Here is a 20,759-nt window from a genome sequence, read left to right on the forward strand (position 1 = left end):
TTCCCCGTCAGCTCATCGTCGTGAGCCGCTGTTTCTAAACCGTCTTCAACTCTTCAATCGTCATCTGATCGTTGGTATAAATGCAGATCTGCCCCGCAATCGCCAGCGACTTCTCCGCAATCTCCCGCGCGCTCAAGTCCGTGTTCTGCAACAGCGCGCGTGCCGCGGCCAGCGCATAGCTGCCGCCGGAGCCAATCGTCGCAATTCCCTCGTCCGGATCGATCACATCGCCCGTGCCCGAAAGCAGAAACATCTGCTTCGCATCCGTCACGATCAGCAAAGCCTCAAGCTGCCGCAGCATCTTGTCCGTGCGCCAATCCTTCGCCAGCTCCACCGCCGCGCGACCCAGGTTGCCCGCATACTGCTCCAGCTTCGTCTCGAATCGCGCAAACAAACTGAACGCATCAGCCGTCGAACCCGCAAAGCCAGCCAGCACCTTGTCGTTATAAAGCTTGCGAATCTTCTTCGCCGTACCCTTCATCACCGTCGCGCCCAGCGACACCTGCCCATCGGCAGCCATCACGACCGAGTCGCCACGTCGCACGCAGATTACCGTCGTCGAGCGAATCCGCCGCCCTTCACCCAAATCCAAAGGATGGCCAGACGCCTTCACAGCCGGTTTCGAGGGAGCGGATTTTTTTGAACGAGCGAGCTTCGAGATAGGAGAGACAGACGCTTTCATGTGTATCTCTCAGTATATTCGCTCGAAGCCCGCCGCTTCAGCCCACGCGCGCCTACCGGCAGGCCGCGTTATTCGCCCCCTTGATCGCCAGAAAAGTAATCGTCGCCGGAGCCAGTTCAACGCGCCCGGCCTTCTGCGCCTTGCCGCGAATCTCCGGCAGATCGCCACTCGCCGTCACATTCAGCTCCTTGCCATTCAGGCTCACCTTGTCCGACATCAACTCGCCCGAGAGCGTATACCGCTCCGACTTCGCCGGCACATCGAGCGTAGCCGAGGCAGTCCGGTCAGCATTGATCGCCAGCAGCGCCACACCACCCGGCACATTCCGCAGACACTGCGCGTAAAGATGCAGGTTCTCCGCTCCCGAATCACCCGCATCCAGCACCGTTGTCCCCATCGTCCTGCGCCACAGCAACGCCGCCCAGTAATTCGGCCGCGGTGCCAGCGTAGTCTCGTCAATCAGCGCATAGTCGCTCGCGTCGAGCGTGTTGTGCATGATGACCTGCACCCCGCGCTTCGCCAGCACGCCCATCTGGTTCAGGTAGCGAAAGCTGTCGATAAAGTCCGATGCCCATGGATTGCCTCCGCACGCCGTCTCACCCGTCTCCGTCAGCCACATCGGCTTGCCCGGAGCATACTTATCGCGCAGCGCCACGTAATACTTTTCGTCGCGCACCGTAAGCGAGAGCCACTCACTCGAAAGCGCCGTCTCCGGCGTCGAGTGCGGAATACCAGCCATCATCGCGCAACGCTGCGAGACGCCTCCATAGAAGTGGTACGAGAACACATCGAGCCCCGGCTCTTCGGCGCGCAGCAGGTCCTCCGCGTGAAGCCCGTGCATACTCGCAGGCATGTGGTCCATCATGCCGATATCGCCTACCGCGCTCGGCCCCGCAACCTTCATCTCCGGCGCGGCCTCACGCACGTACGCAAGAAACGCCTTGAAGTCGCGCCCGTACGCCTCCGCGTCGTATCCCTTGGGCGCGCCGCCCAGCGACGCAAAGTTTGGCTCATTGAACATCTCCGCCGCCGCAATACTGCCGCCATCGGCCTTCGTCGCGGCCACGAGTTTCTTCGCCTCCACCGGCGTCCACACGCCGCTCGCATCGCGCACCCCAGGACTGATAGCAAACGAGGTCACAATCTCCGCGTCCACCGCCTTCGAAAAATCAACAACGCCCTTCCACTGTTGCCCCGTCAGAATGTCGCCAAAACCCTCCGGAGGCGTCTTCGGAGCCGGCCCACCTGTATCATCAAAATAAGTCGAGTTGGCCCACGTTCCGCTCACCCGCACATACGCCGGCCCCAGCGCCGCAGCCAGCTTGCGCAGCCGTGCATTCGAAAGATCCACCGGCGGACGATACCGATACATCGAGGGATCCATTCCCACCGGAGCGCCCGGCTTTGGCTGCTCCGCAGGCGCAGCCGCGCCTCCACTCTTATAGGGGGCCCAGAACCGCCCACCCGTCACCTCAACCATCTCGATGTTGTACGACTGGAACCGCTCATCCACCGTACCCACACGCGGCATCGTCGCAGGCGACACCTGCACAGGCGAAGCCGCCAGCAGCACAGGAGCCGCACCCAGGCCCGCCATGCCCACAAACACCGCGCCGCCCAGCAAAGCCAGCAGCCGGTTCCCTGTCACATTCCCTCGATTGGCCATCCCGCTTCCCTTCATCCCGCGCATTAATTCAAACTGCGGCGAAAGTCTATATCGTCCCACCGCAACAAGAAACAGCAAAATTCGCCATCGCCTTACCCATAGCCCCCGTGACTATCCCACAAAAGTCCGTTACTTCATCAACACCTCTCCTACCCGTTCCGCCTGGATTGGACTATTCTCGTGGTGAGAAATCCAATGTTGTCGTTGATTCCATCCGGACTGCCTTCATCCCTACGCGAGCCCCAGACCCTTGCCCTCGTCGGCGCAGGGGCCGCGGCGGCCCTCGGTTTTGCCATCTACGCCCTCACCCGCAAACGCCCCACCGAAGAGGAGCTTGAGCGTGACCGCCGCGAGCTTCTGGCGCGTGTCGGCCGCATCACCGACGGCACCATCATGGACACCATGGTCGGCGAAGTGAACAACCCAGACACCTCGCCATCAGCCGAAGACACCACACCCGCACCGCGCATCATCGTCTATAACTACCGCATCGCCGGCGTCACCTACGAGTGCGCCCAGGACGTCACCACCCTGGCCGACCAGGTCCGCGGCATCCGCTCCGACCTGCCCGTACAAGTGCGCTACGCCCCACACAACCCCGGCAACAGCATCATCGTGGCCGACACGTGGAGCGGCCTCCGCCTCACCGCCGACCACCCCCACGACCGCACCGACACCGCCGCATAAGCTGCGTTTGAAGCCCGTTCCACCCCGGACTACACTTAAACCATGCACATGGTCGCTACCCCCAACCGCAAAATGCAGCGCGTCCTCCAGGCCTCCATGGTGCTTACGTTTGCCTACGTCGTCGCGACGTTCGTCTTCGGCCTGCGCGCCCACTCCCTGGCCCTGATCTCCGAAGCGGGCCACAATCTCTCCGACCTCTTCGCCATCCTGCTCTCCTTCGTCGCGGTCTACTTCCAGTCCCGCCCCGCAACCGACCAGAAGACCTTCGGCTACCAGCGCGCCGGCGTACTCGCCGCCTTCGTCAACGCCGTCACCCTCGTCGTGCTCTCCGCCTGGATCGCCATCGAAGCCATCCACCGCCTCGCTGCGCCCGTACAGGTGCAGCCGCGTCTGATGATGTACGTCGCCGCCGCCGGCGTTCTGATGAACGGCACCATTGCGCTGCTACTCTGGCGCTTCTCCGGCGACGTCAACATCCGCAGCGTCTTCCTCCACATGCTCGGCGACACGCTCTCGACCGCCGCCGTCATCATCGGCGGCGCAGCCATCCTCTTCACCGGCATGGTCTGGATCGACCCCGTACTCTCCATCATCATCGCCCTGATGATCCTCTGGAGCTCCATCTCCATCATCCGCGAGACGCTCAACATCCTGCTCGAAGGCACGCCTAGGAGCGTGCAGCTTATTGCTGTGCGCGAAGCCATGCAATCGGTCAGTGGAGTCATCGACGTCCACGACCTGCACGTCTGGTCGCTCGGCTCACACTCCCACGCCCTCGCCAGCCACGTCACCATCGACGAGCGCCCCATGAGCGAGTGCGCCGACATCCTCAACGGCCTCAACAAAACACTTCACGACCGCTTCCACATCACCCACACCACCATCCAGTTCGAAACCACCGGCTGCGAAACCACCCACGGCTGCAGCTCCCCACCTGAACTCGAAGCCGTCGGCGCCCACGACCACCATCATCACCACGGCCACAGCCACAGCCACTAGGGCCGTTCTCTCTCAGGTGTAGACCTCTTTGTTTGTCATTCCCGAAGGGAATCTGCGTTTTGCTTCGGATGCCACGGCTACATCTGGAGGCGAACGGCTCCAGACATCGTCTAGCAGAAAATTTTGCCGGCATTCTCCCCTCAATCATTGTCATCCTGAGCGAAGCGACCGCAGGGAGCGTAGTCGAAGGACCCCGACACAGCCAAATCCCACCCATACCCTCCAACCCTTTCAGCCACAACATCAGACATCCTGTCACCACGTCAGCCCTCACACCCCCAACAGCCGTCATCCTGAGCGGAGTCGAAGGACCTGCGTGCATTTGCGTCAGATACACCGGCGACATGACGCCGCTTTAGCGAAGCTAGTTTGGTGTTGGCTGTGCGATTTGATCGATCACAACAACATCGACTGCGGCTCTCGTCGCCTTCAGCTTCAGGCCTAGTTGCTCTTGAATTGCCGTAAACAGGCCCGGGGGAGCAGCGCCATCGGCTGTAGTGACTGCGCCTGGGTTGGGGAGATCAGGTGTCCAACGCAGCACCAGGTCATACCGCCCTTCGATGTTTGTCTGATTGACGACTGGGCGATCCAACACAAACCGCTGGAAGAACGTTGCAAGATTCGTCATCGTGGCATTGCCGACGTGCAGTCCACCGTGTCCGTTGTAAGCGACCGCAGGAATGCCCTCGGCTGGCGACACTGTTGTCGTGAGCTTGGTCGTCTTGTCTGCCTTCAATAGCACGTAGACAGGGAGCACCCTTTGCTCGTGGTGCATCCTTACGGCGAAGCGTTGCACTAACAACTGCTGCACCATCGACTTCATCTGATCAGAGCTCGGACGCTTCTCCGTCTCGGGATCGGCCATCACGTCAAACTTCCGTGTCCTCACCCACGCTGGCCCTCCTGCCAACTGATCCGAATGCATGTTGTACGCATATTGGAAGAGGTCCAGAAATGTAGTGCCCTCGGTTACGAATCGATTGCCGCGAATTTGCATGAGGGTCGCGGTGTCCGGCGCGCTTGGCTTGATCGTTGCTACCGGGAAGGACAAGATGCCCGCCGATTTTTGTGGTGAAGATTCCTGAGCAGCAACAGTGCCGCAGATGAAGAGGCAAAGACAAACAACTTTGATCTTTGTTCGGATGGGTGCAATCTCCTTCGTAAAGCTTAAACGGGCGTCTACCTATGTTCCATTGAGGGGTGGCCCCAGTAATTCCATGCCATGCTTGCGGTAGTAGGCTGCGCTTTGCTGTGGAGACGATGCGCCGCGGAAGAACTCCTCCATACTGCCTGCGGGTGAAAAGGCGATGATCATTCTGCCGGGTGTGCGCCCGGTCACGGCAAAGGCGTGCGGAACTCTTCGCGGCCCGAGAGCAGACTCGCCAGGGCCGAGTTTTACTTGCTTGTCGCCAATCTGAAAGAGGAATTCGCCCTCGATGACATAGAACCATTCCTCCTGTTCGAGATGAAGATGCAATGGTGGTCCTCCGTGCACTGCGTTGGCATGTTCGATGACGAACAGGTTGCCGTTCGTCTCGCGGGTCAGGACTTTGAATTCGAGGCCACCGAAGCCTGGGTGAGTTTCGTCGAGGCGGTCGTGTCCGGCGGGCACAATCATGGCTTCTTTCGAGACAGGGTCGGATAAGTGTGTCGTGGCGAATGCGAACGATGGCGTAAGTGCGAGAGGAAAGGCCGTGGCTGCGGACTTGAGGAAGCTGCGACGCTTCATGGAGATCCTTTCTTGCTGGATTCCTGATTACGTGTCGGTAGAGGTGCGGGGTAATTGTATAACCGGGCCTGGTCGCCTTCGATCGTGCTCATAAGAACGGAAACGCGTGGAGCACGTTGTATTGCGCGCCTTCGGAGGTCGATGCCGATAAACAGTCGCATGGTTTCGTGGCAAGCTCGTCTACGGCTCGATCGCGCTGCTGAAACGATGATGCCCATTCACGCAAGAGACGCGAATGGGCATGTGAAGACAGCAGTGTTTCAGCGAGAGCCGAACTTCTTTCTGGCTGCTCCGGCAATTGCAATGAGGCCGGTACCGAAGAGCGCAAGCGTGGATGGTTCAGGAGTGGATGGCGGCGTGACCGGGACTCCGCCGACGGTGACTCCGTCGATGGCCATGCCAGTGTCGTAGAGCTGGTCGATCCAGTTGGTGACGCCGAACTCCAGGTAGTAGTTGCCTGCCGTCGGGATTGTGTAGCTGGAGAGAACCCAGCCGGTGTAGCCGCATCCGGGGCCGAAGCATGACCCGGAGTATCCGCCGAGGGGCGACCAGTCGGGCCCGCCCCCGATGATTGGAACGGAGGATGGTGTCAGGGTTGCAACTGGGGTCGGTAGACCCGAGCCGGGAACGATGCTTCCCGTTGGCTCGGTCCGTCCTGTGAAGAGAAGAGCGACCGGGTCGTTTGAAGAGTTAAAGAGCTCGGCCCATCCATAATCGGCGTAGGTCGTTCCGCCGCCGGCTCCATCGGAGGTGACAAAGTTGAAATAGAAGTTGAGAGCTGTTCCGCTGGTTGCAGAGAAGACGGGAGTCGCCAGCGTCGATCCGTTGGTCTCACTCGTCTTTGTAACGCCTGGAACAACAGCGGTTGAGGAAGAACCGTTGGTCGTGATGTATTCGTAGGAGCTGTTGCCGGTGGGCGAAAGCGTCACAACGCCATTGGCGCCGAGACTGCCGCAGGAACCGCTGCAAGTCCAGCCGGAGGGAATTGGGTCGGCCAAGGATATTCCAGCTAAACCGAAGAGAGCCAGGCCCAGGGTAGTGAAGCGAATAATAGCTACTGGTAAAGAAGTCTTCACGGCATATCCTTTCTGTCCAGAATGAGGGTCTACTCGAGCGTGGGCTAGCCACTTCTGCAATGAGGGGGCCGAGATAAATACGGGGGCCGGGATGGGGCCGAATGAGACTGGGAGGGGGTCGATGCAACCTGGACGGCAACAGTGAAAGCATTTCGCTGGCCATCTGCATCGTGCAGATTTCAAAGCGGCAGGCATTCGCGATGCAGCAAGGTTTTGCGCACTAATCGAGCGGGAGTGGTAGGCATGTTGCCTGCCTGTACGACGCACTCCCGCACACGGAGGTTATGCGGCAACGCAGTTTGTATGCTGCGAGAGCTAAGCGCTTGATCTGGATTTCCGAGGGGTGTTCAGGAGATGGAAGAGGATTTTGACAAGACGGAGCGGAGCGCGCTTTCGCTCGGGGTGCCGGGTTCGAGTGCGCTCCGCTCGCTCGCTTAGCGCAGGCCGCCTGCAGCCTGCAGCAGCGAGCCGGTGACCCAGCGGGCGTCGTCGGAAGCAAGGAAGGCGACGACGGAGGCGATGTCGTCGGGATACCCGATGCGTCCGAGCGGCGTGTCCTTGACCGCTTGATTGATGAAGTCGCTACCTTCGAACCCTGAGGCTTTGAAGCCTTCGGTGACGACCGGGCCAGGGTTGACGGCGTTGACGCGGATCTTTTTCGGGCCAAGCTCTTTTGCCAACACGCGTGTAATGGCGTCGACCGCGCCTTTGGTGCCGGTGTAGACCGCGGAACCTGCAGGCGTGTTCTCCGCGACGACGGAGCCTATGTTGATGATGCTGCCGCCTTCGTCGGGGAAGAGCGCTGTGCCTGCTTTGGTGGCGAGCAGAAGGCCGGTCACGTTCGTACCGAAGATACGTTCGATCTCTTCTTCGGTGATCTGGTCGAGCGGCGCGAAAGCGTAGACGCCTGCGTTGTTGACGAGGATGTCGACTTTGCCGAAGGCTTTCTTCGTCTCGCTGAAAAGCTGGTCGATCTCGGCGGCCTTGGATACGCTGCCGCCTACCGCGATGGCTTTGCCGCCAGCTTTGGAGATCTCGGCGACAACTTTGTCTGCGTCTTGCTTGCTGGAGGCGTAGTTAACGACAACCGATGCGCCTTGCGCGGCCAGCTCTTTAGCGATGCCTGCGCCGATGCCTTTGGAGGCTCCAGTGACGACGGCGACCTTTCCTGCGAGTTTGCTCATGACTTCTATCTCCTTGATGCATGTCGAACATTTCGACAGTCATCGAAATAGATGCAGAGAGGGTAGACGAGATTCAGAAGTTTTTCCGCAACTAGAGAGCAGCGAGACGGGCCAGGTAAGCGTCGAAGGTGGGGCGGCACATGTGGAGGTTGGCGATGCGGCCTTCGCGCTCTACTTCTATCAGCCCGGCTTCGGCTAGCTCTTTGAGATGGTGCGAGATAGTGGCTGGGCTGATAACTTCGTGTTCGGCGAGAGAGTAACAGGGCATGCTATCTGCAGCGGCGATCTGGCGGAGGATAGCGTAGCGACGCGGGTCGGCGAGCGCGCGGCTGATGGCCGCGAACTGCTCGTCGGTGAGTGTGGTCTTCTTGTTCGTGGCCCGGGCCTTCATCTCTTAACAGATGTTACGCTGTCGGCTTCGATGCGTCTGCCGCTGCTGCGGGCTTTGTTGCATCGCTGGATTTGCTGAGGCGCCGCGTGTAGTCGAGGTAGACGAGCGCGGCGGGCGAGTAGCCGCTCGGGTCGGCCTGGGTGAAGTCGCCGGTGAGCGGATCCATCTGCTGGCGAAACTCGGTGTGGCGGCTGATGGCTTCGCACCACTGATGCATCATGTGGTCGAGCGCTTCCTGCTTGCCGTAGTGCGGCATCCACCGTGGAGCACGCAGCGCAGTGAGGGCCTGCGTCGCTCCGCCCCAACTGTTGCGCGGAATGGGACGGACAAAAGTAGGATCATCGAGCGCGATCGACGGCAGCGGGTACGGAGCCCAGAAGGCCTTCGGATTGTGGATCTGCCGCGTCCAGACAGCTTCGAAGATCGACTTGTCGCGCGCGTTGTCGAGCTTGAGGACGTGCTCGCCGAGCACACGCGTGATGACGTCGCCGCGGATGCGCACAAATTTATTCTGCGCGTCGAGATCGTAGAAGGCCGCGTCCTTGGGGTCGTACAGACGCTCGATGATGAGGTTGCGGATGGTCTCTGCGTCTTGCTGCCAGCGTGCCGATTCGTCGGGCTTGCCGAGCGCGATGGCCATCTGCGCGAGCGCAACGCGCGCGCCGTAGACAGTGGCAGAGAGATCGGGGCAGAGGCGCGGCATCGACGGAATATCGGGGCAGTTGCGCGCATCGCCGCCGGGGCACGCGTTGGGAATGCCAGCCCAGCGCGGGCTGTGATCGTGCCCGGTGTCGTACGTGCAGAAGCCTTCGACCAGGCCGGTCTTGCGCGTGTCGCGATACTGGCGGAGCCATGCATCCCAGCGCGAGCAGGCGTGGTAAGCGGTGACGAGCAGCTCGTCGTCGCCGGTAAGCTGCGAAAGCTCCCATGCAGTTGCGGCGATGGGCACAACCATCTGGAGCTGGCTGAAGCCCACGCTGGACATTTTGACCGCATCGGGGAGCTGGCCTGCGGAGTCGGCCCCTTCAGGCTTTTGCAGCGCGAAAAAGGCCATGTGGTTGTTGCGTGCGGCTTCGAACGGTGTGGGCAGACCGGGTTGCTCAGGGATGTACTCGGCGAGCGTGGCGTAAACGAGGCCCTCGTGCGGACCGCACTCCTGCCAGATGCCTGGGTAGACCGCGCCTTCGATGAGGACAGGCTTCGAGTAGAAGGGCAGTGTGCGGATATTGCCTGCCAGCGCGGTGATGGCCGCGTCCCATGTGCGCTGCCAGCGCGGGTTTTTATCGGGGAAGGCTGGCGTTTTGATGGAAGCAGCAGAGGTTTCGGCTTCGGCAGAAGAAGGCAGCAGAGTGGCGCCGGCGGCGAGCGTGGCCAGCTTGAGGAAGTCTCTGCGTTTTATGGGGGAGAAAGTCTTTTCATGCATGACTGAATTTAGTTTAGACCCGGAGTATGAAGCTCGTGAGTCAGGATTGTAGACTGACCTTCAATTATGTGTGCACGACGGCGATTGAAAGAAGCAAAGGCAGCGGAGCTGTCGTTTGAAGCTGACAGTCCAGAGGCGACGCTGCTGCGGCGCAGGCTGATGAGCTGGTATAAGGAGCACGCGCGCGACCTGCCGTGGCGCGGCGTCGATGATCCGTACAGGACGTGGGTCTCTGAGGTGATGCTGCAGCAGACGCGCGTCGTGGCGGTGATTGATCACTACGAGCAGTTTCTGAAAAAGTTTCCGACGCTGGTGGCGCTTGCGCTGGCCCCGGAGTCCAGCGTGCTGGCGGCGTGGTCAGGGCTGGGATACTACAGGCGCGCGCGCATGCTGCACAAAGCCGCAAAGTTCATTCTGCGCGAGCGCGGTGGCGTCCTGCCGATGACTTCAGCGGAGCTGCGAACGCTGCCGGGCGTGGGCGATTACACATCAGCGGCGATTGCGAGCATTGCGTTTGGCGAAAGCATCGCAGTGGTGGACGGCAATGTGGAGCGAGTGCTCTTGCGTGTAACCGGACGCGATGAAGAAGGCACTGCCGCGGGTAAGACGTTTGTGCAGATGCAGGCCGCCGCGCTGGTGCCGAAGAAGAAGATGACGGAGACGTCCAATGCGGCAGGCGATCACAATCAGGCGATGATGGAACTTGGCGCGACGCTGTGTCTGCCGCGCACTCCACTGTGCTTGCAGTGCCCCTTGTATTCGCTCTGCCAGACACGTGGCGAGCACATTACGCCGAAGCGAAAAAGCCAGCGCAGCCTGCCTGCGGCATACCTGTTGAGCCTGCGCAAGCGCGGCACGCTGACCGAGGTGCTACTGGAGCGGCGCGCGAACGATGCAAGTCTGATGCCGGGCATGTACGAGCTACCCGCGCTGCCGCAGGATGGAGTTGAGGGACGCGAGCCGATGCTGCGGCTGCGTCACTCCATTACCAATACGAATTACTATGTGCAGGTATTCGCCCCGCGCGGACCCCAGGACCAGGCCTTGCGACGGGCGATTCCGGCGGCGAAGAACGATCTCTTCTGGATACGCACGAATCGTCTGCAGCAGCAGCCGTTGACAGGATTGACGCGGAAGGTCCTGCAGCGGCTGGATGTGATGGAAGTGGCTCCGCTGCGGATGCCAGAGGATGAATAGAATTTAGCTACTGCGAGGTATGCGATGAATGCAGCGGTTGTTCATGCGTATGATGCTCCGCCACGCTACGGGAGCTTTGAGACGCCGGTAGCTGGTGAAGGCGAAACGTTGCTGAAGGTGTCTGCGGCGGGATTGCACCCGATTGTTCGAGCGCTTGCAAATGGAACGCACTATGGCAGCACAGGCGTGTTGCCTTTTGTGCCGGGCGTGGACGGTGTAGGTCACACGGCGGACGGAAGGCGCGTCTTCTTTGGCTCTGCGCGGCCTTTGTCGGGCACGTTTGCGGAGCTGGCAGTGGCTCGATCGGAGATGTGCGCGGCTTTGCCCGATGGCTTGGAGGATGCAGCAGCCGCAGCGCTGGGGAATCCGGGAATGTCTTCGTGGGTAGCGCTCACGGCGCGTGCGCGTTTTGTCGCGGGAGAGAGCGTGCTGATTCTTGGCGCGACAGGCGTTGCGGGGCAGCTCTCTGTACAGATTGCGCGACGGCTGGGCGCAAAGAGGATTGTTGCCGCGGGCCGCAATCCCGCGGCATTGGCTAGTCTTCAAAAACTTGGGGCTGATGCTGTCATCTCGCTTGAGCAGGAGCGCGCGGCTCTGACGGCAGCGTTTCGCGATGCGCTTGCAGGCGGCGTGGATGTAGTGCTCGATTATCTGTGGGGCGCGCCCGCAGAAGCCCTGCTGGCGGCCATCTCGCAAAAGGGATTGCAGCACAAGACGGCGCGCATACGGTATATCGAGATCGGCGAGAGCGCGGGCAAGACGGTCTCGCTGGCTGGAGCGACGTTGCGCAGCGCAGGACTGGAGTTGATGGGCAGCGGATTTGGCAGCGCATCGATGGAGCAGATCTACAGCGCACTGAAGGAGTTTTTTGCAGAGGCCGCGAAAAGTCCTTTTGCCATCGACGTCAAGACCGCGCCGCTACGCGATGTGGAGCAGGTATGGGTTGCACCTGAACGAGGCACACGAGTCGTGTTTCTGCCTTGATCGACCTCGGATCAGGACACACTCCACACTTCGCTACTCGCTGAAAAAGAACACGGCGTCCGGCGGCGCCGTATTCTTCGCTTCAGCTGTGATCAATGCCAAGGAGGAGTTACAGGATCGGAGGCGCGGATGTTCCGCTCGCGTCCGGAGTGCTGCCGTTTGAATCTTTTTGGTGCTTCTTCGAATGCGTGCTGCTGGTGTCATTCGGCGAAGTCGCGCTGCTGTCTGGTGAAGTGGATGGAGACGTTGCGCTGGGACTGGACTGGTCTGTTCCCGGAGGCGTCGTCGGCGTAGTGGGCGGGGTTGAGTCAGCGGGTGGCACCTGCTTTGGCGAAGGCGCTTCGCTGGACGGGTTCGAGGGGTTCTGGGGAGGAGTAGTTGTTTGCTGAGCGAACATCGCTCCCCCGGTAGAGAGAAGAGCCAGAATCGTGAACTTGGCTACGCTGCTTTGTGTACGGTTCATATCGTGTTTCCTCCTTGCCGGATTTACTTTTAGGATGGCCTTCGCACCCATGAGATTGCCTCAAAAAGGCGCACAAAAGAGCTTTCCACGCGCTATGTTTTGATGGCTGCAACAACTGTGTTGAGCCTGCAGATTCGCGTAATTTTTGCGCTCTCGATTGCGTAATAACTTCGCACAGCACAGTAGTTAAGTGAGGTGTACACGTGAGTTGATTGTGCCGGATTCAGCGCGTAAATCGGCAGTACACAAAGCGCTGGATGGCGCCCGCCGGCGTGTGGTGGTCTTCGGTGACACTCTCAACCAGCGTGAGTCCGCAACCAAGCTCAGCCGCCAACGATTCCGGACTGTAACGCTGGACAGGCAGACCGCTGCATCGCTCCGGACCGTCGAGCGAAAAGGTGCTGAAGATGGCAGAGCCTCCAGGCAGCAGCGCGCGTGTCAGCGCAGCACGATAGGCGTCGCGATCGCCAGCATTGGTAAGAAAGTGAAAGACAGCGCGGTCGTGCCAGATGCCGTACTGTGTCTCAGGTTGCCACGTGGTGATGTCGGCGGTGATCCATTGCACACGACTGGCCGCAGGTCCCAGCCGTTGCTGCGCACCTGCGATGGCGTTGGCCGAGATATCGAGGACGGTGATGTCGCTGAAGCCTTCGCCGAGCAGATGGTCGGCGAGCGTGGATGCTCCTCCGCCAATGTCGATGATCTTTGTTGAAGGAGATACCGAGGAAGCGCGAATCAGCGAGAGCGACGCAGTCGGCGTGGTCTGATACCAACTCGCTTCGCCAGGGTCTCTCGCGGCGTAAACATCTTCCCAGTGCTGTTGCAGTGAACGCGGAGTCTCGGGGCCGTCGGAGCGGTTAACCGCCATGCAGATATTTTAGTGGAACGGGCTTGAGAGCGTTTGAATTCAAGTGCGCTAGTAGAAGTCCGCGCAACTCAGGAAGTATCCGCAAGTGCGACAGACCAGCTTGCAGCGATGGTCTTCCAGCCGCGAAGAGCACGTGGGACAGAAGCGCGAGTGGTGCTCGGCTTCGAGCGGGCACGCCAGGGTTTCGGGCTCGGCTATGTTCTCTCCTGCGAGTGTTGGCTGCATGGAACGAGATTAGCGCATGTGGATGAAATTTCAACTACCCAAGGTGGCGTGGGCGCATCGAACGAGATACCGTTATTAAGCAACAGAAATCCAGAAGGAGAATCACTATGGACCGTAGCGCCAGCGCAGTTTGGAAGGGCAGCCTGAAAGAAGGCAATGGAACGATCTCAACCCAGAGCGGCACGCTGAAGGATACGCAGTACAGCTTCAAGGCGCGGTTTGCCGATGGCGTCGGCACAAACCCCGAGGAACTGATTGCCGCCGCACACGCCGGCTGCTTCACCATGGCGCTGAGCGCACAGTTCACCCAGGCAGGCTTCACAGCGGACTCCATCGAGACGACGGCTGTGCTGACGCTCGATCAGACCGGCACGCCCACCATCACGAAGATTCATCTGACCACCACGGCAAAGGTGCCAGGCATCGACAAGGCGAAGTTTGATGAGCTGGCGCACAATGCCGAAGTCGGCTGCCCGGTCTCGCGCGTGCTGAAGGCTGCCACGATCACGCTCGACGCAACACTCGTGTAAATCACAGGGGCGCTTCGTGAATCGTGCCGTCGATGCAACGTCGCTTGCTGTAGAGCGATGATTTCGATACGGACGCCGGAGCGCCCTTCCTGGTTTATAAGCGTGGAGCCGCGTGGCACCAGCCCACCATGCCGCATGACCGCCACAAACACCATCAACTCTTCTCATACTTCCAGTTCCGCGCCTTACCCTCGGCAATCCACTCCACCGCCTGCGCCACCCGCTTGGCCTTCGTCTCCTCGCGCTTCGCATCGTCAATCCACGCAGCATACTCCCGCCTGAAACCCGGGCTGGCTTCGCGAAACACCTTCGCCGCCTCCTTGTTCTTCTTCAAAGCCGCACCCAGCTCCGCCGGAACCTCCGCCTCGGGCTTCTCCTTCTTCGCGCCGCGCTTCGGAAACGTCTTGCCCCCGCCATCCACCAGCATCATCGATTGCCGCAGATACCCCAGCATCGCACTGTCCTTCGGCAGCTCCTTCACGCTGGCCACCTTCCCCAGCACTCCCATCCCGCCCTTCACATCAAAGCCATCCTTGCGCATCGCGGCAGCAATGTCCTTGCCCCAGATGCCAAAGCTGCAATGCTGTTTAAACGCCGCCACGTTCGCCAGAATCTGCCCGTGATAGATGAAGAACGGCATGCTCCACTTCATCGTCTCCTCAACCTCAGGGCAAGCCTTGTGCACCAGCGCACGCAGATGCTCCATCACCGGCTGCGCAAACGGCGCCGCCTTCTTAATGTAGTCATCCACCCGACGATCAAACCCGCTCTCACTCATGCCAAACAGTCTAGCCTGAACCATGCCAAAGCTCGCGGACTCTCACTTCAATCGAATTGAGGCTAATCGAGGCCGGGGGCCCCATCTTCGGCGCGAAGCGCCTAAGGTGGGTCCATTTTCGCGCCAGCGAAAATCCAAAAGCCTTACCCCCACAAACCCACGCCGCGGAGGCAGGGTGCCGGGTGCCCCAGAGCCTGCCCTGAGCCTGTCGAAGGGTCTCGCTTTTGAAACCTGGGTTCATCGCGCTCCGCGCGAACCGATTTCAAGGCCGCAGCCACAGAGAGGGCCAAAGGCCCGACTCATACCAGCCTGGGGTGAAACCCCAGGTTGGCGAACAAACAGAACCACGGAGGGCTGAAAGCCCGATTCATAGCTTTCGAAAAAGCCGCGGGTTCAAAACGCCTCATCGCCGGGTGCCCCAGGTCTCGCCTTTGAGACCTGGGTTCATTCGCACTCCGCGCGAACCGCTTTGCTTAAGGGCACGCGTTCACGCGTGCCAATCAAACGCCACGCCGAAGGCGTCACCGCTCTGCCCTGAGCAAAGTCGAAGGGCCGGAGTGAAGCCCCGCAGGGCGAAACGACCCAGAATCTCCGCGCCGCAAATTCATGTCAAGCCCCACAAACACCCAAAAACCACGCAACCCCAACCATCCAAAAGATTTATTTTCCAAGACAACTTGGCGGTTTAGTTTTACCCAACCAGCTACACTGGAAATAGCTCAAAAAAGCCCTCGGCCAACCCGAGGGCTTTTCAGTTTAAACCCATAAGAAAGAAGACTTTGCACAAACCAAGGCGAACAAACCATGTCAAATCAAAAACTTACAAATTCGCCTCACGCCAGGTCCACCCCTAACCCAAAACAAATGAAGACTTTGCGCAAAAAACACAGGGGAGGGGGTACCCCTACAACGTATCCCCCTCCTTGGTCTTCGAAACAATCGGCTCCGGCTTCACCGGGTACGGCGGTCCCTTCGCCAACACCCCCTCCAGGTCCGCGTCGTACTTGTAGACATCGTCGAAGAAGTCCACCTCCCCACTCTCATCCACCCGCGCCGTCAGGTAGAAGATCACCACCGGCAGCGGAGTCTTCAGCACCACCGTGTGGTTGTCCGGCCCCTCGTTCATCGCGTCCTGCACCTTGTCCAGGTCCCAGTCGCCCTGCCCATTCAACACCCACGCCGCCAGGTCATCCGCCTTCTGCACCCGGACGCACCCGTGGCTGTAATCCCGCCTCATCCTCTGAAACAGGTACGTCTCCGGAGTCGAGTGCATGTACACGTCGTACTGGTTCGGAAACATGAACTTCACCAGCCCCAGCGAGTTCTTCGGCCCCGGCCTCTGCCGTACGTACACCCGCCCCTGCGCCACATCCTTTGCCGTGTACGCCGTCTGCACCACCCCCTTGTGGTTGGTCGCCTCGAAGTCCTTCGTCCCCAGGTACTCAGGGTTCTGCTCGATGTGCGGCACCAGCTCCTTCTTGGCGATGTCCACCGGCACATTCCAGTAAGGCCGGAAGATCAGGTACCGCATCATCCGCACGAAGACCGGCGTGCTGTGATCGTCGTCCTTCGTCTTCGCGTGCCCATCAACCACCCGCATCGTGAAGTCCAGCTTCCCGTCCGCCGCGTACCCGCGCAGCATGAACTCCGGCAGGTTCACCATCAGGCGCGGATGCAGGTACGGTTCCGGCAACCACCGCCAGCGCTCCAGCGAATCCTCAAGCTGCGCCACTCGCCGCGATATCGGAACATTCAGACTCCGGATCGTCGCCGGGCCAAGCTCCCCATCGGCAACCATCCCATGCCGCTCCTGGTAATGCTTCACCCCAGCCGAGAGCGTCGCGTCGAAGTGCCTGGGCTGATCATCCGAGTCAGCAGCAACGTCACCCTCAAGCTGCAGGCGCGCCAGCAGCTCCTTAGCCGCAGGATACGGATCGCCTTTCGAGACGCCGGCCTTCACCATCGGCAGCGGCTTCGCGTCATCGGTCTCCTGCTGCTTTGCAAGCGCCTGGTAGCGCACCAGTGCGGCCTCGGTCTGGCGGTACTCGTCCGAGTCCGGCTCGACCGATGCGATCAGCTCTGGCACATCGGTCGCGTTCACAGCTTTATCCTCGACCCACTTCGCCAGGTTGTATTTTTTCTCCTCGACCGGAATAGCGAAGCTGAAGTGCGAAGGATTCACCCGGCCGATGTGGAGATCCGAGACGAAGCGCATCACGTTCACTGTCATCGCCACATCGAACAGCGAAATTGCATCGGCAGGCTTTCCCGTAAGCTGCTTCTCACGTAACACCCAGCGCGAAGCATCATAGTCCCCAGAAATCAGGCCCTTCGCATCGGCATGTTGGAATGCGTCGATAAAACCCTTCGCTGCCGCAGTTGGTACACCATCCTGAGTCCATGCCACAGCGTAGCCGCGGTTCTCATAGAATGCCTGGACCGCCGGAGCATAGTCAGAGAAGTTCGGCCAGCGGAGATTCGGCACCTGGCTGGTATTTACCTTCTCCGGCGCCAGTGTCTTCTTCGCTACCAATTGTTGGAGGTTCTTGGCGTACTGCGTCTCACGATGGTTTCGGCATCCGACAACTGACAACAAAGCAGCGAGGATGCATACAGCGCTGGCAGAACAAAGCGAAGGTTTCATCGTCACGGATTACCGATCCTCTGAGGCACGTACGCCATCTCCAGTAGTTCGACGTACACGCCGCTTTATTATGCAGGAGATTCGTCAGTATTTGCGGGCAAACTTAGGCGTTCTGCCAGTTACAGTGCAATGGATGGCAACATTGCCACGCATACTAGCACTTGCGTTACCATCACGGCTCCTGCCAAGCCGAGAAACAATCTTCGCTGTCGAGTTTCCAATACATCTGCAAAGACTCCTCCAATAAACGTCAGCAGAAACGGCAGCGCCCATAGCCACGGCCGAGCAACCGTCTGGGTCGTCATTACTGGAAAAAGGAGTGCAACAGCAAACAACGGAGCAAGATTGCCGAAGTAGCGGCAGCGCTTCACCGTAAGGAAGAGCACCAGAGCAACTAGCGCAGCCACGGTGATTGGGCCATTCGCCGCGTCTATAAAAAAACGCCGCGCTCCATCCAGCGAAAGCAAAAACCGCGCTGAACCTCCTGTAAACACGTAGCTAAACGGAGCAAGTCGGAAGGCATATGAGGCAAAGACAATCACCAGCGAGCCAACCCCCGAATAGATCAGCACCTCCATTACGTAGCTGCGTCGTCGCTCGGCCAGATACAGCATGAACACCAGCGCCAGCAGCCATCCGATCATCGCCGCGAGCAAATGAGCTGTCGCCGTCAGGCCCATTGCTACCGTGAGCAGCACAATCCGCGGCCGCCACTTCCTACGAGGTCCCTGCATTGCGTGGGCCACGCCGATGGCCGTGTAAACAAGCCCATACAGTCCCCACATCGCCAGCACATCGTTGTTAGGCGTGACAGCAAAGCGCACTACCGCCGGACAGAAACAGTAGAGCCCCAGGGCAAATGCTCCGCCCTCGTTGCCAAATAGTCGCCGAGCCACCCACCACAATCCTGCTCCCAACCATATGGCAAAAAACACAAATGGCAGGTGCAGCAGATACTTCACGCTGATCAGCTCGTGCCGCGCTTCCCACGTTGTGCCGTTCAGCGTGCCATGCGCGTAGAGCCTATTCTGTGGGCTGCGGAACTGGTCGATACCCAGTAACACCAACCGCTCAGTGGTAAGCGGGAGCCCCGCAACACGATATGCAAATGTGCCATCACCATCCATGTTTCCGCAGGTGGTGAAGTATCCAGCCAGCGGGGAGGGTCGCTCCCACATCTGCCGACCGCACATAGCGAACCGATAATCGGCAGGTGAAAGCTCCTGCCGATGGACTACCCAGATACATTGGGCCAGAAACAGCAGCAGCAACAACAGCGCCACCTGCTGCGGACGGCCAATCTGAATCTTCCAGAGGCTCTTCTGGTGCGCACCCGTGCTGCTGCCCGCGCTGTCTACGTCGATTTGAATACCATGCATCGTTGTCGTCGCTTCTTCTCTTTATTTATCGTATCGTGAGAGATATGCAGTCGCTCTCCTTCACGCCAGGTCGCGCCTTTCTTTCGGTCGATTCGACCACTGTTCCGTGGACGGTCGTCTTCGAAGATGAAGGCGTCGCTGGCTACTTCTACGCCTGCGATCGTTCACAGGAAAAACACGATCACGCCATTCTGGACGCGATGCTTATCTACAACGTCGGTGCACTGGCCAAAAGCGACGCTGAACTCAAGAGGCCAACATCGGAGCGCATCGCGAGCGTTGAGTGGTCGCGCGACGGCTTGAAAGCCGTACTCTATCTCGATGGCACCCCGCAGGCCCTCTACGACTTCGAGGCCCGCGCTGGTTATTGCCGCATGAACTTCCCCAACTTCCTAGAAGAAAAAGGCGACACCTGGCGGAAATCGACTCACACATGGTCCGAGGAAATGATGCAACGCTTCGAGGCTGCGCTCTACGTCTAACCGAGAAAGAGCTTTTCTACCTCAAGCCAGTCCTTCACGCGGCGAAAGCCTTTCATCCGCAGGTTATGTGGTGAGCTGAAGAGGATGCCTTCGCCGTGAAACCGCCGTAACTGGCGTGGATTGTCGTCAATTAGGTAGTCCGCCCGTAGTATTCCCTTGTCACCGCAGTAGACGATGTGTGAAGGCGGAATGAACGGAAAGTACTTCCCCAGCCAACGAAACTTCTGCTCGAACGAAGTTGGCACCTCCATTGCCGCGGTTGCAATGTACACTTCGTAATTCATCTGGAGCCGCTGCATAACCCGCTGCGATTCCGGCATGACCTCAAGCACCTCGAAGAAGTCTTCTGAGCGCATCTGGCTTTCGATCACATGATGACGATCGCTTGAGACCACGTCCCATAGCAGCTTTCCCTCAAGATCGTCACGGGTAACGCGCTCGCCATAGTGGGTGTTATAGCGTCGCAGATGCTCGCTGAGAGCATCTGCCATCACCTCATCCATGTCTACACAGATCCTTTTCACTGCCGTACATGCTCCTGGGTTCCAGGGGTTAGCCTTTATAACGACCGCACAATCGACGCTGCAATGCTCTCCGAACGCACCGCCTTCTTCTGCGGAGCATCGCGCGCCGGGTCATAGTAGAGCAACCTTCCGCAGCTCTCGCACGTCATCATCGTCTCATGATTGTCGCGGTCGCGAAGATCGTTCCAACGCTGCGGCCGCAGCAGCATCTGACAGGCCGAGCACTTTTGGTCTACACCCTCCGAGACGGCAGTACCCTTCGCTTTCGCGATCCGGTCGTAGAGCGTGAGCGCATCTTCACCAATCTCCGCCCGCACAATGGTGCGCTCATGCTGGACGAGTTCGAGCGTAGACTTAGCCCGGGCAATCATCTCCGCTGCCTGAGCACGCTCACGCTCCAGCACCTTCTCAGCCAAGACCGCGGCCTCATCTGCTGCCATATTTTTGGCCGCAAGCATCTCACTCCGCTCCATGCTCTCCAGCTCAGCGTCTTCCAGCTTTCCGATCTCAGCCTGCGCAAAGGCAATCTCATGCTCGAACGCTGCTACCTGTGCAGTGGTCGTGGCCATATCGAGCTGCTTCCTCACCTTCGCAATCTTCGACTGCTGGTCCTTGATGTCGGACTCCTGTCGCCGCCGCACCATCTCTTCTTTTGCGATTGCCTCAACCACGCCAGCCTTCTGCGCCTCCGCGGCCTTGGCCTTCGCTTCATACTCTGCAATCATCTTCGGCAGAGCAGCCATCTCGTCGCTTAGCCGCTTCAACTCAACATCATGGCGCTGCAGCACCATCAACTTTTCAAGATCAGGATGCATCTGGGAAACCTCACAAGCCTTCTTACTATTGTT

The 20,759-nt window shown here is 59.5% G+C and carries 21 protein-coding genes; 6 read left to right on the forward strand and 15 right to left on the reverse strand.

The features are described from left to right. Window positions 1-34: 34 nt before the first annotated feature. Together hslV and IEX36_RS11275 are read right to left on the reverse strand one after the other, a co-directional pair. Window positions 35-682, reverse strand: coding sequence for an ATP-dependent protease subunit HslV (gene hslV / locus IEX36_RS11270; RefSeq protein ID WP_308422298.1), 648 nt, complete (start codon window positions 680-682; stop codon window positions 35-37). Between the two features lie 52 nt (window positions 683-734). After that, window positions 735-2,348 carry a hypothetical protein gene (locus tag IEX36_RS11275; protein ID WP_229668897.1) on the reverse strand — a complete coding sequence of 538 codons (1,614 nt, stop codon included), beginning with the start codon at window positions 2,346-2,348 and terminating at the stop codon, window positions 735-737. Between the two features lie 195 nt (window positions 2,349-2,543). Between IEX36_RS11275 and IEX36_RS11280 the strand changes: the two genes are divergently transcribed. After that, complete coding sequence (locus tag IEX36_RS11280; protein WP_188759391.1) at window positions 2,544-3,035, forward strand: DUF3592 domain-containing protein; 492 nt, start codon at window positions 2,544-2,546, stop codon at window positions 3,033-3,035. A gap of 42 nt (window positions 3,036-3,077) precedes the next feature. Continuing rightward, window positions 3,078-4,034, forward strand: coding sequence for a cation diffusion facilitator family transporter (locus IEX36_RS11285; RefSeq protein WP_188759392.1), 957 nt, complete (start codon window positions 3,078-3,080; stop codon window positions 4,032-4,034). A gap of 364 nt (window positions 4,035-4,398) precedes the next feature. Here the strand turns inward: IEX36_RS11285 and IEX36_RS11290 are convergent, their stop codons facing one another. From IEX36_RS11290 to IEX36_RS11315, 6 genes are all read right to left on the reverse strand, one after another. After that, window positions 4,399-5,085: a TIGR03435 family protein gene (locus tag IEX36_RS11290; protein WP_188759393.1), complete on the reverse strand. Its 687-nt coding sequence runs from the start codon at window positions 5,083-5,085 to the stop codon at window positions 4,399-4,401. Window positions 5,086-5,217: 132 nt separating this feature from the next. After that, the gene (locus IEX36_RS11295; RefSeq protein ID WP_188759394.1) at window positions 5,218-5,763 is read right to left on the reverse strand and encodes a cupin domain-containing protein; all 546 of its coding nucleotides are present in this window, start codon (window positions 5,761-5,763) and stop codon (window positions 5,218-5,220) included. A 260-nt stretch (window positions 5,764-6,023) separates the two neighbouring features. Next, window positions 6,024-6,839: an NF038132 family protein gene (locus IEX36_RS11300; RefSeq protein WP_229668898.1), complete on the reverse strand. Its 816-nt coding sequence runs from the start codon at window positions 6,837-6,839 to the stop codon at window positions 6,024-6,026. A gap of 434 nt (window positions 6,840-7,273) precedes the next feature. Further along, on the reverse strand, window positions 7,274-8,023 hold the full coding sequence (locus tag IEX36_RS11305; RefSeq protein ID WP_188759396.1) for a glucose 1-dehydrogenase: 750 nt from the start codon (window positions 8,021-8,023) through the stop codon (window positions 7,274-7,276). Window positions 8,024-8,114: 91 nt separating this feature from the next. Then, window positions 8,115-8,414 (reverse strand): ArsR/SmtB family transcription factor, encoded by a 300-nt coding sequence (locus IEX36_RS11310; RefSeq protein WP_188759397.1) that lies wholly within the window; start codon window positions 8,412-8,414, stop codon window positions 8,115-8,117. Between the two features lie 13 nt (window positions 8,415-8,427). Beyond that, a complete protein-coding gene (locus tag IEX36_RS11315) occupies window positions 8,428-9,837 on the reverse strand; it encodes an MGH1-like glycoside hydrolase domain-containing protein (protein WP_188759398.1) in 1,410 nt (469 codons plus the stop codon). A gap of 84 nt (window positions 9,838-9,921) precedes the next feature. Here IEX36_RS11315 and IEX36_RS11320 point away from each other — a divergent pair, with 84 nt between their 5' ends. Both IEX36_RS11320 and IEX36_RS11325 read left to right on the forward strand, forming a co-directional pair. After that, window positions 9,922-11,034: an A/G-specific adenine glycosylase gene (locus IEX36_RS11320; protein WP_229668899.1), complete on the forward strand. Its 1,113-nt coding sequence runs from the start codon at window positions 9,922-9,924 to the stop codon at window positions 11,032-11,034. A 24-nt stretch (window positions 11,035-11,058) separates the two neighbouring features. Beyond that, the gene (locus tag IEX36_RS11325) at window positions 11,059-12,018 is read left to right on the forward strand and encodes a quinone oxidoreductase family protein (RefSeq protein ID WP_188759400.1); all 960 of its coding nucleotides are present in this window, start codon (window positions 11,059-11,061) and stop codon (window positions 12,016-12,018) included. 109 nt (window positions 12,019-12,127) lie between these two features. Here the strand turns inward: IEX36_RS11325 and IEX36_RS11330 are convergent, their stop codons facing one another. Both IEX36_RS11330 and IEX36_RS11335 read right to left on the reverse strand, forming a co-directional pair. Beyond that, complete coding sequence (locus IEX36_RS11330; protein ID WP_188759401.1) at window positions 12,128-12,481, reverse strand: hypothetical protein; 354 nt, start codon at window positions 12,479-12,481, stop codon at window positions 12,128-12,130. Between the two features lie 223 nt (window positions 12,482-12,704). Then, window positions 12,705-13,349, reverse strand: coding sequence for a class I SAM-dependent methyltransferase (locus IEX36_RS11335; RefSeq protein WP_188759402.1), 645 nt, complete (start codon window positions 13,347-13,349; stop codon window positions 12,705-12,707). Between the two features lie 332 nt (window positions 13,350-13,681). Between IEX36_RS11335 and IEX36_RS11340 the strand changes: the two genes are divergently transcribed. Continuing rightward, complete coding sequence (locus IEX36_RS11340) at window positions 13,682-14,104, forward strand: OsmC family protein (protein ID WP_308422299.1); 423 nt, start codon at window positions 13,682-13,684, stop codon at window positions 14,102-14,104. A gap of 154 nt (window positions 14,105-14,258) precedes the next feature. Here IEX36_RS11340 and IEX36_RS11345 read toward each other — a convergent pair whose 3' ends face one another. The 3 genes from IEX36_RS11345 to IEX36_RS11355 all read right to left on the reverse strand — a co-directional run bounded on the left by IEX36_RS11345 (window position 14,259) and on the right by IEX36_RS11355 (window position 18,905). Beyond that, window positions 14,259-14,906, reverse strand: a complete 648-nt coding sequence (locus IEX36_RS11345; RefSeq protein ID WP_229668900.1) for a YdeI/OmpD-associated family protein — start codon at window positions 14,904-14,906, stop codon at window positions 14,259-14,261. 880 nt (window positions 14,907-15,786) lie between these two features. Beyond that, complete coding sequence (locus IEX36_RS11350) at window positions 15,787-17,526, reverse strand: L,D-transpeptidase family protein (protein WP_229668985.1); 1,740 nt, start codon at window positions 17,524-17,526, stop codon at window positions 15,787-15,789. Window positions 17,527-17,645: 119 nt separating this feature from the next. Next, a complete protein-coding gene (locus IEX36_RS11355; protein ID WP_229668901.1) occupies window positions 17,646-18,905 on the reverse strand; it encodes a glycosyltransferase family protein in 1,260 nt (419 codons plus the stop codon). 44 nt (window positions 18,906-18,949) lie between these two features. Here IEX36_RS11355 and IEX36_RS11360 point away from each other — a divergent pair, with 44 nt between their 5' ends. Continuing rightward, on the forward strand, window positions 18,950-19,387 hold the full coding sequence (locus tag IEX36_RS11360) for a DUF2251 domain-containing protein (RefSeq protein WP_188759404.1): 438 nt from the start codon (window positions 18,950-18,952) through the stop codon (window positions 19,385-19,387). Here the strand turns inward: IEX36_RS11360 and IEX36_RS11365 are convergent. Both IEX36_RS11365 and IEX36_RS11370 read right to left on the reverse strand, forming a co-directional pair. Beyond that, window positions 19,384-19,911 carry a 5' nucleotidase, NT5C type gene (locus IEX36_RS11365; RefSeq protein WP_229668902.1) on the reverse strand — a complete coding sequence of 176 codons (528 nt, stop codon included), beginning with the start codon at window positions 19,909-19,911 and terminating at the stop codon, window positions 19,384-19,386. The two genes, IEX36_RS11360 and IEX36_RS11365, sit on opposite strands and share 4 nt — an antisense overlap. Window positions 19,912-19,946: 35 nt before the next feature. Beyond that, window positions 19,947-20,726 (reverse strand): zinc ribbon domain-containing protein, encoded by a 780-nt coding sequence (locus IEX36_RS11370; RefSeq protein ID WP_188759405.1) that lies wholly within the window; start codon window positions 20,724-20,726, stop codon window positions 19,947-19,949. Between the last annotated feature and the right edge of the window lie 33 nt (window positions 20,727-20,759).

The organism is Edaphobacter acidisoli (assembly GCF_014642855.1).
GTDB classification, from domain to species: domain Bacteria; phylum Acidobacteriota; class Terriglobia; order Terriglobales; family Acidobacteriaceae; genus Edaphobacter; species Edaphobacter acidisoli.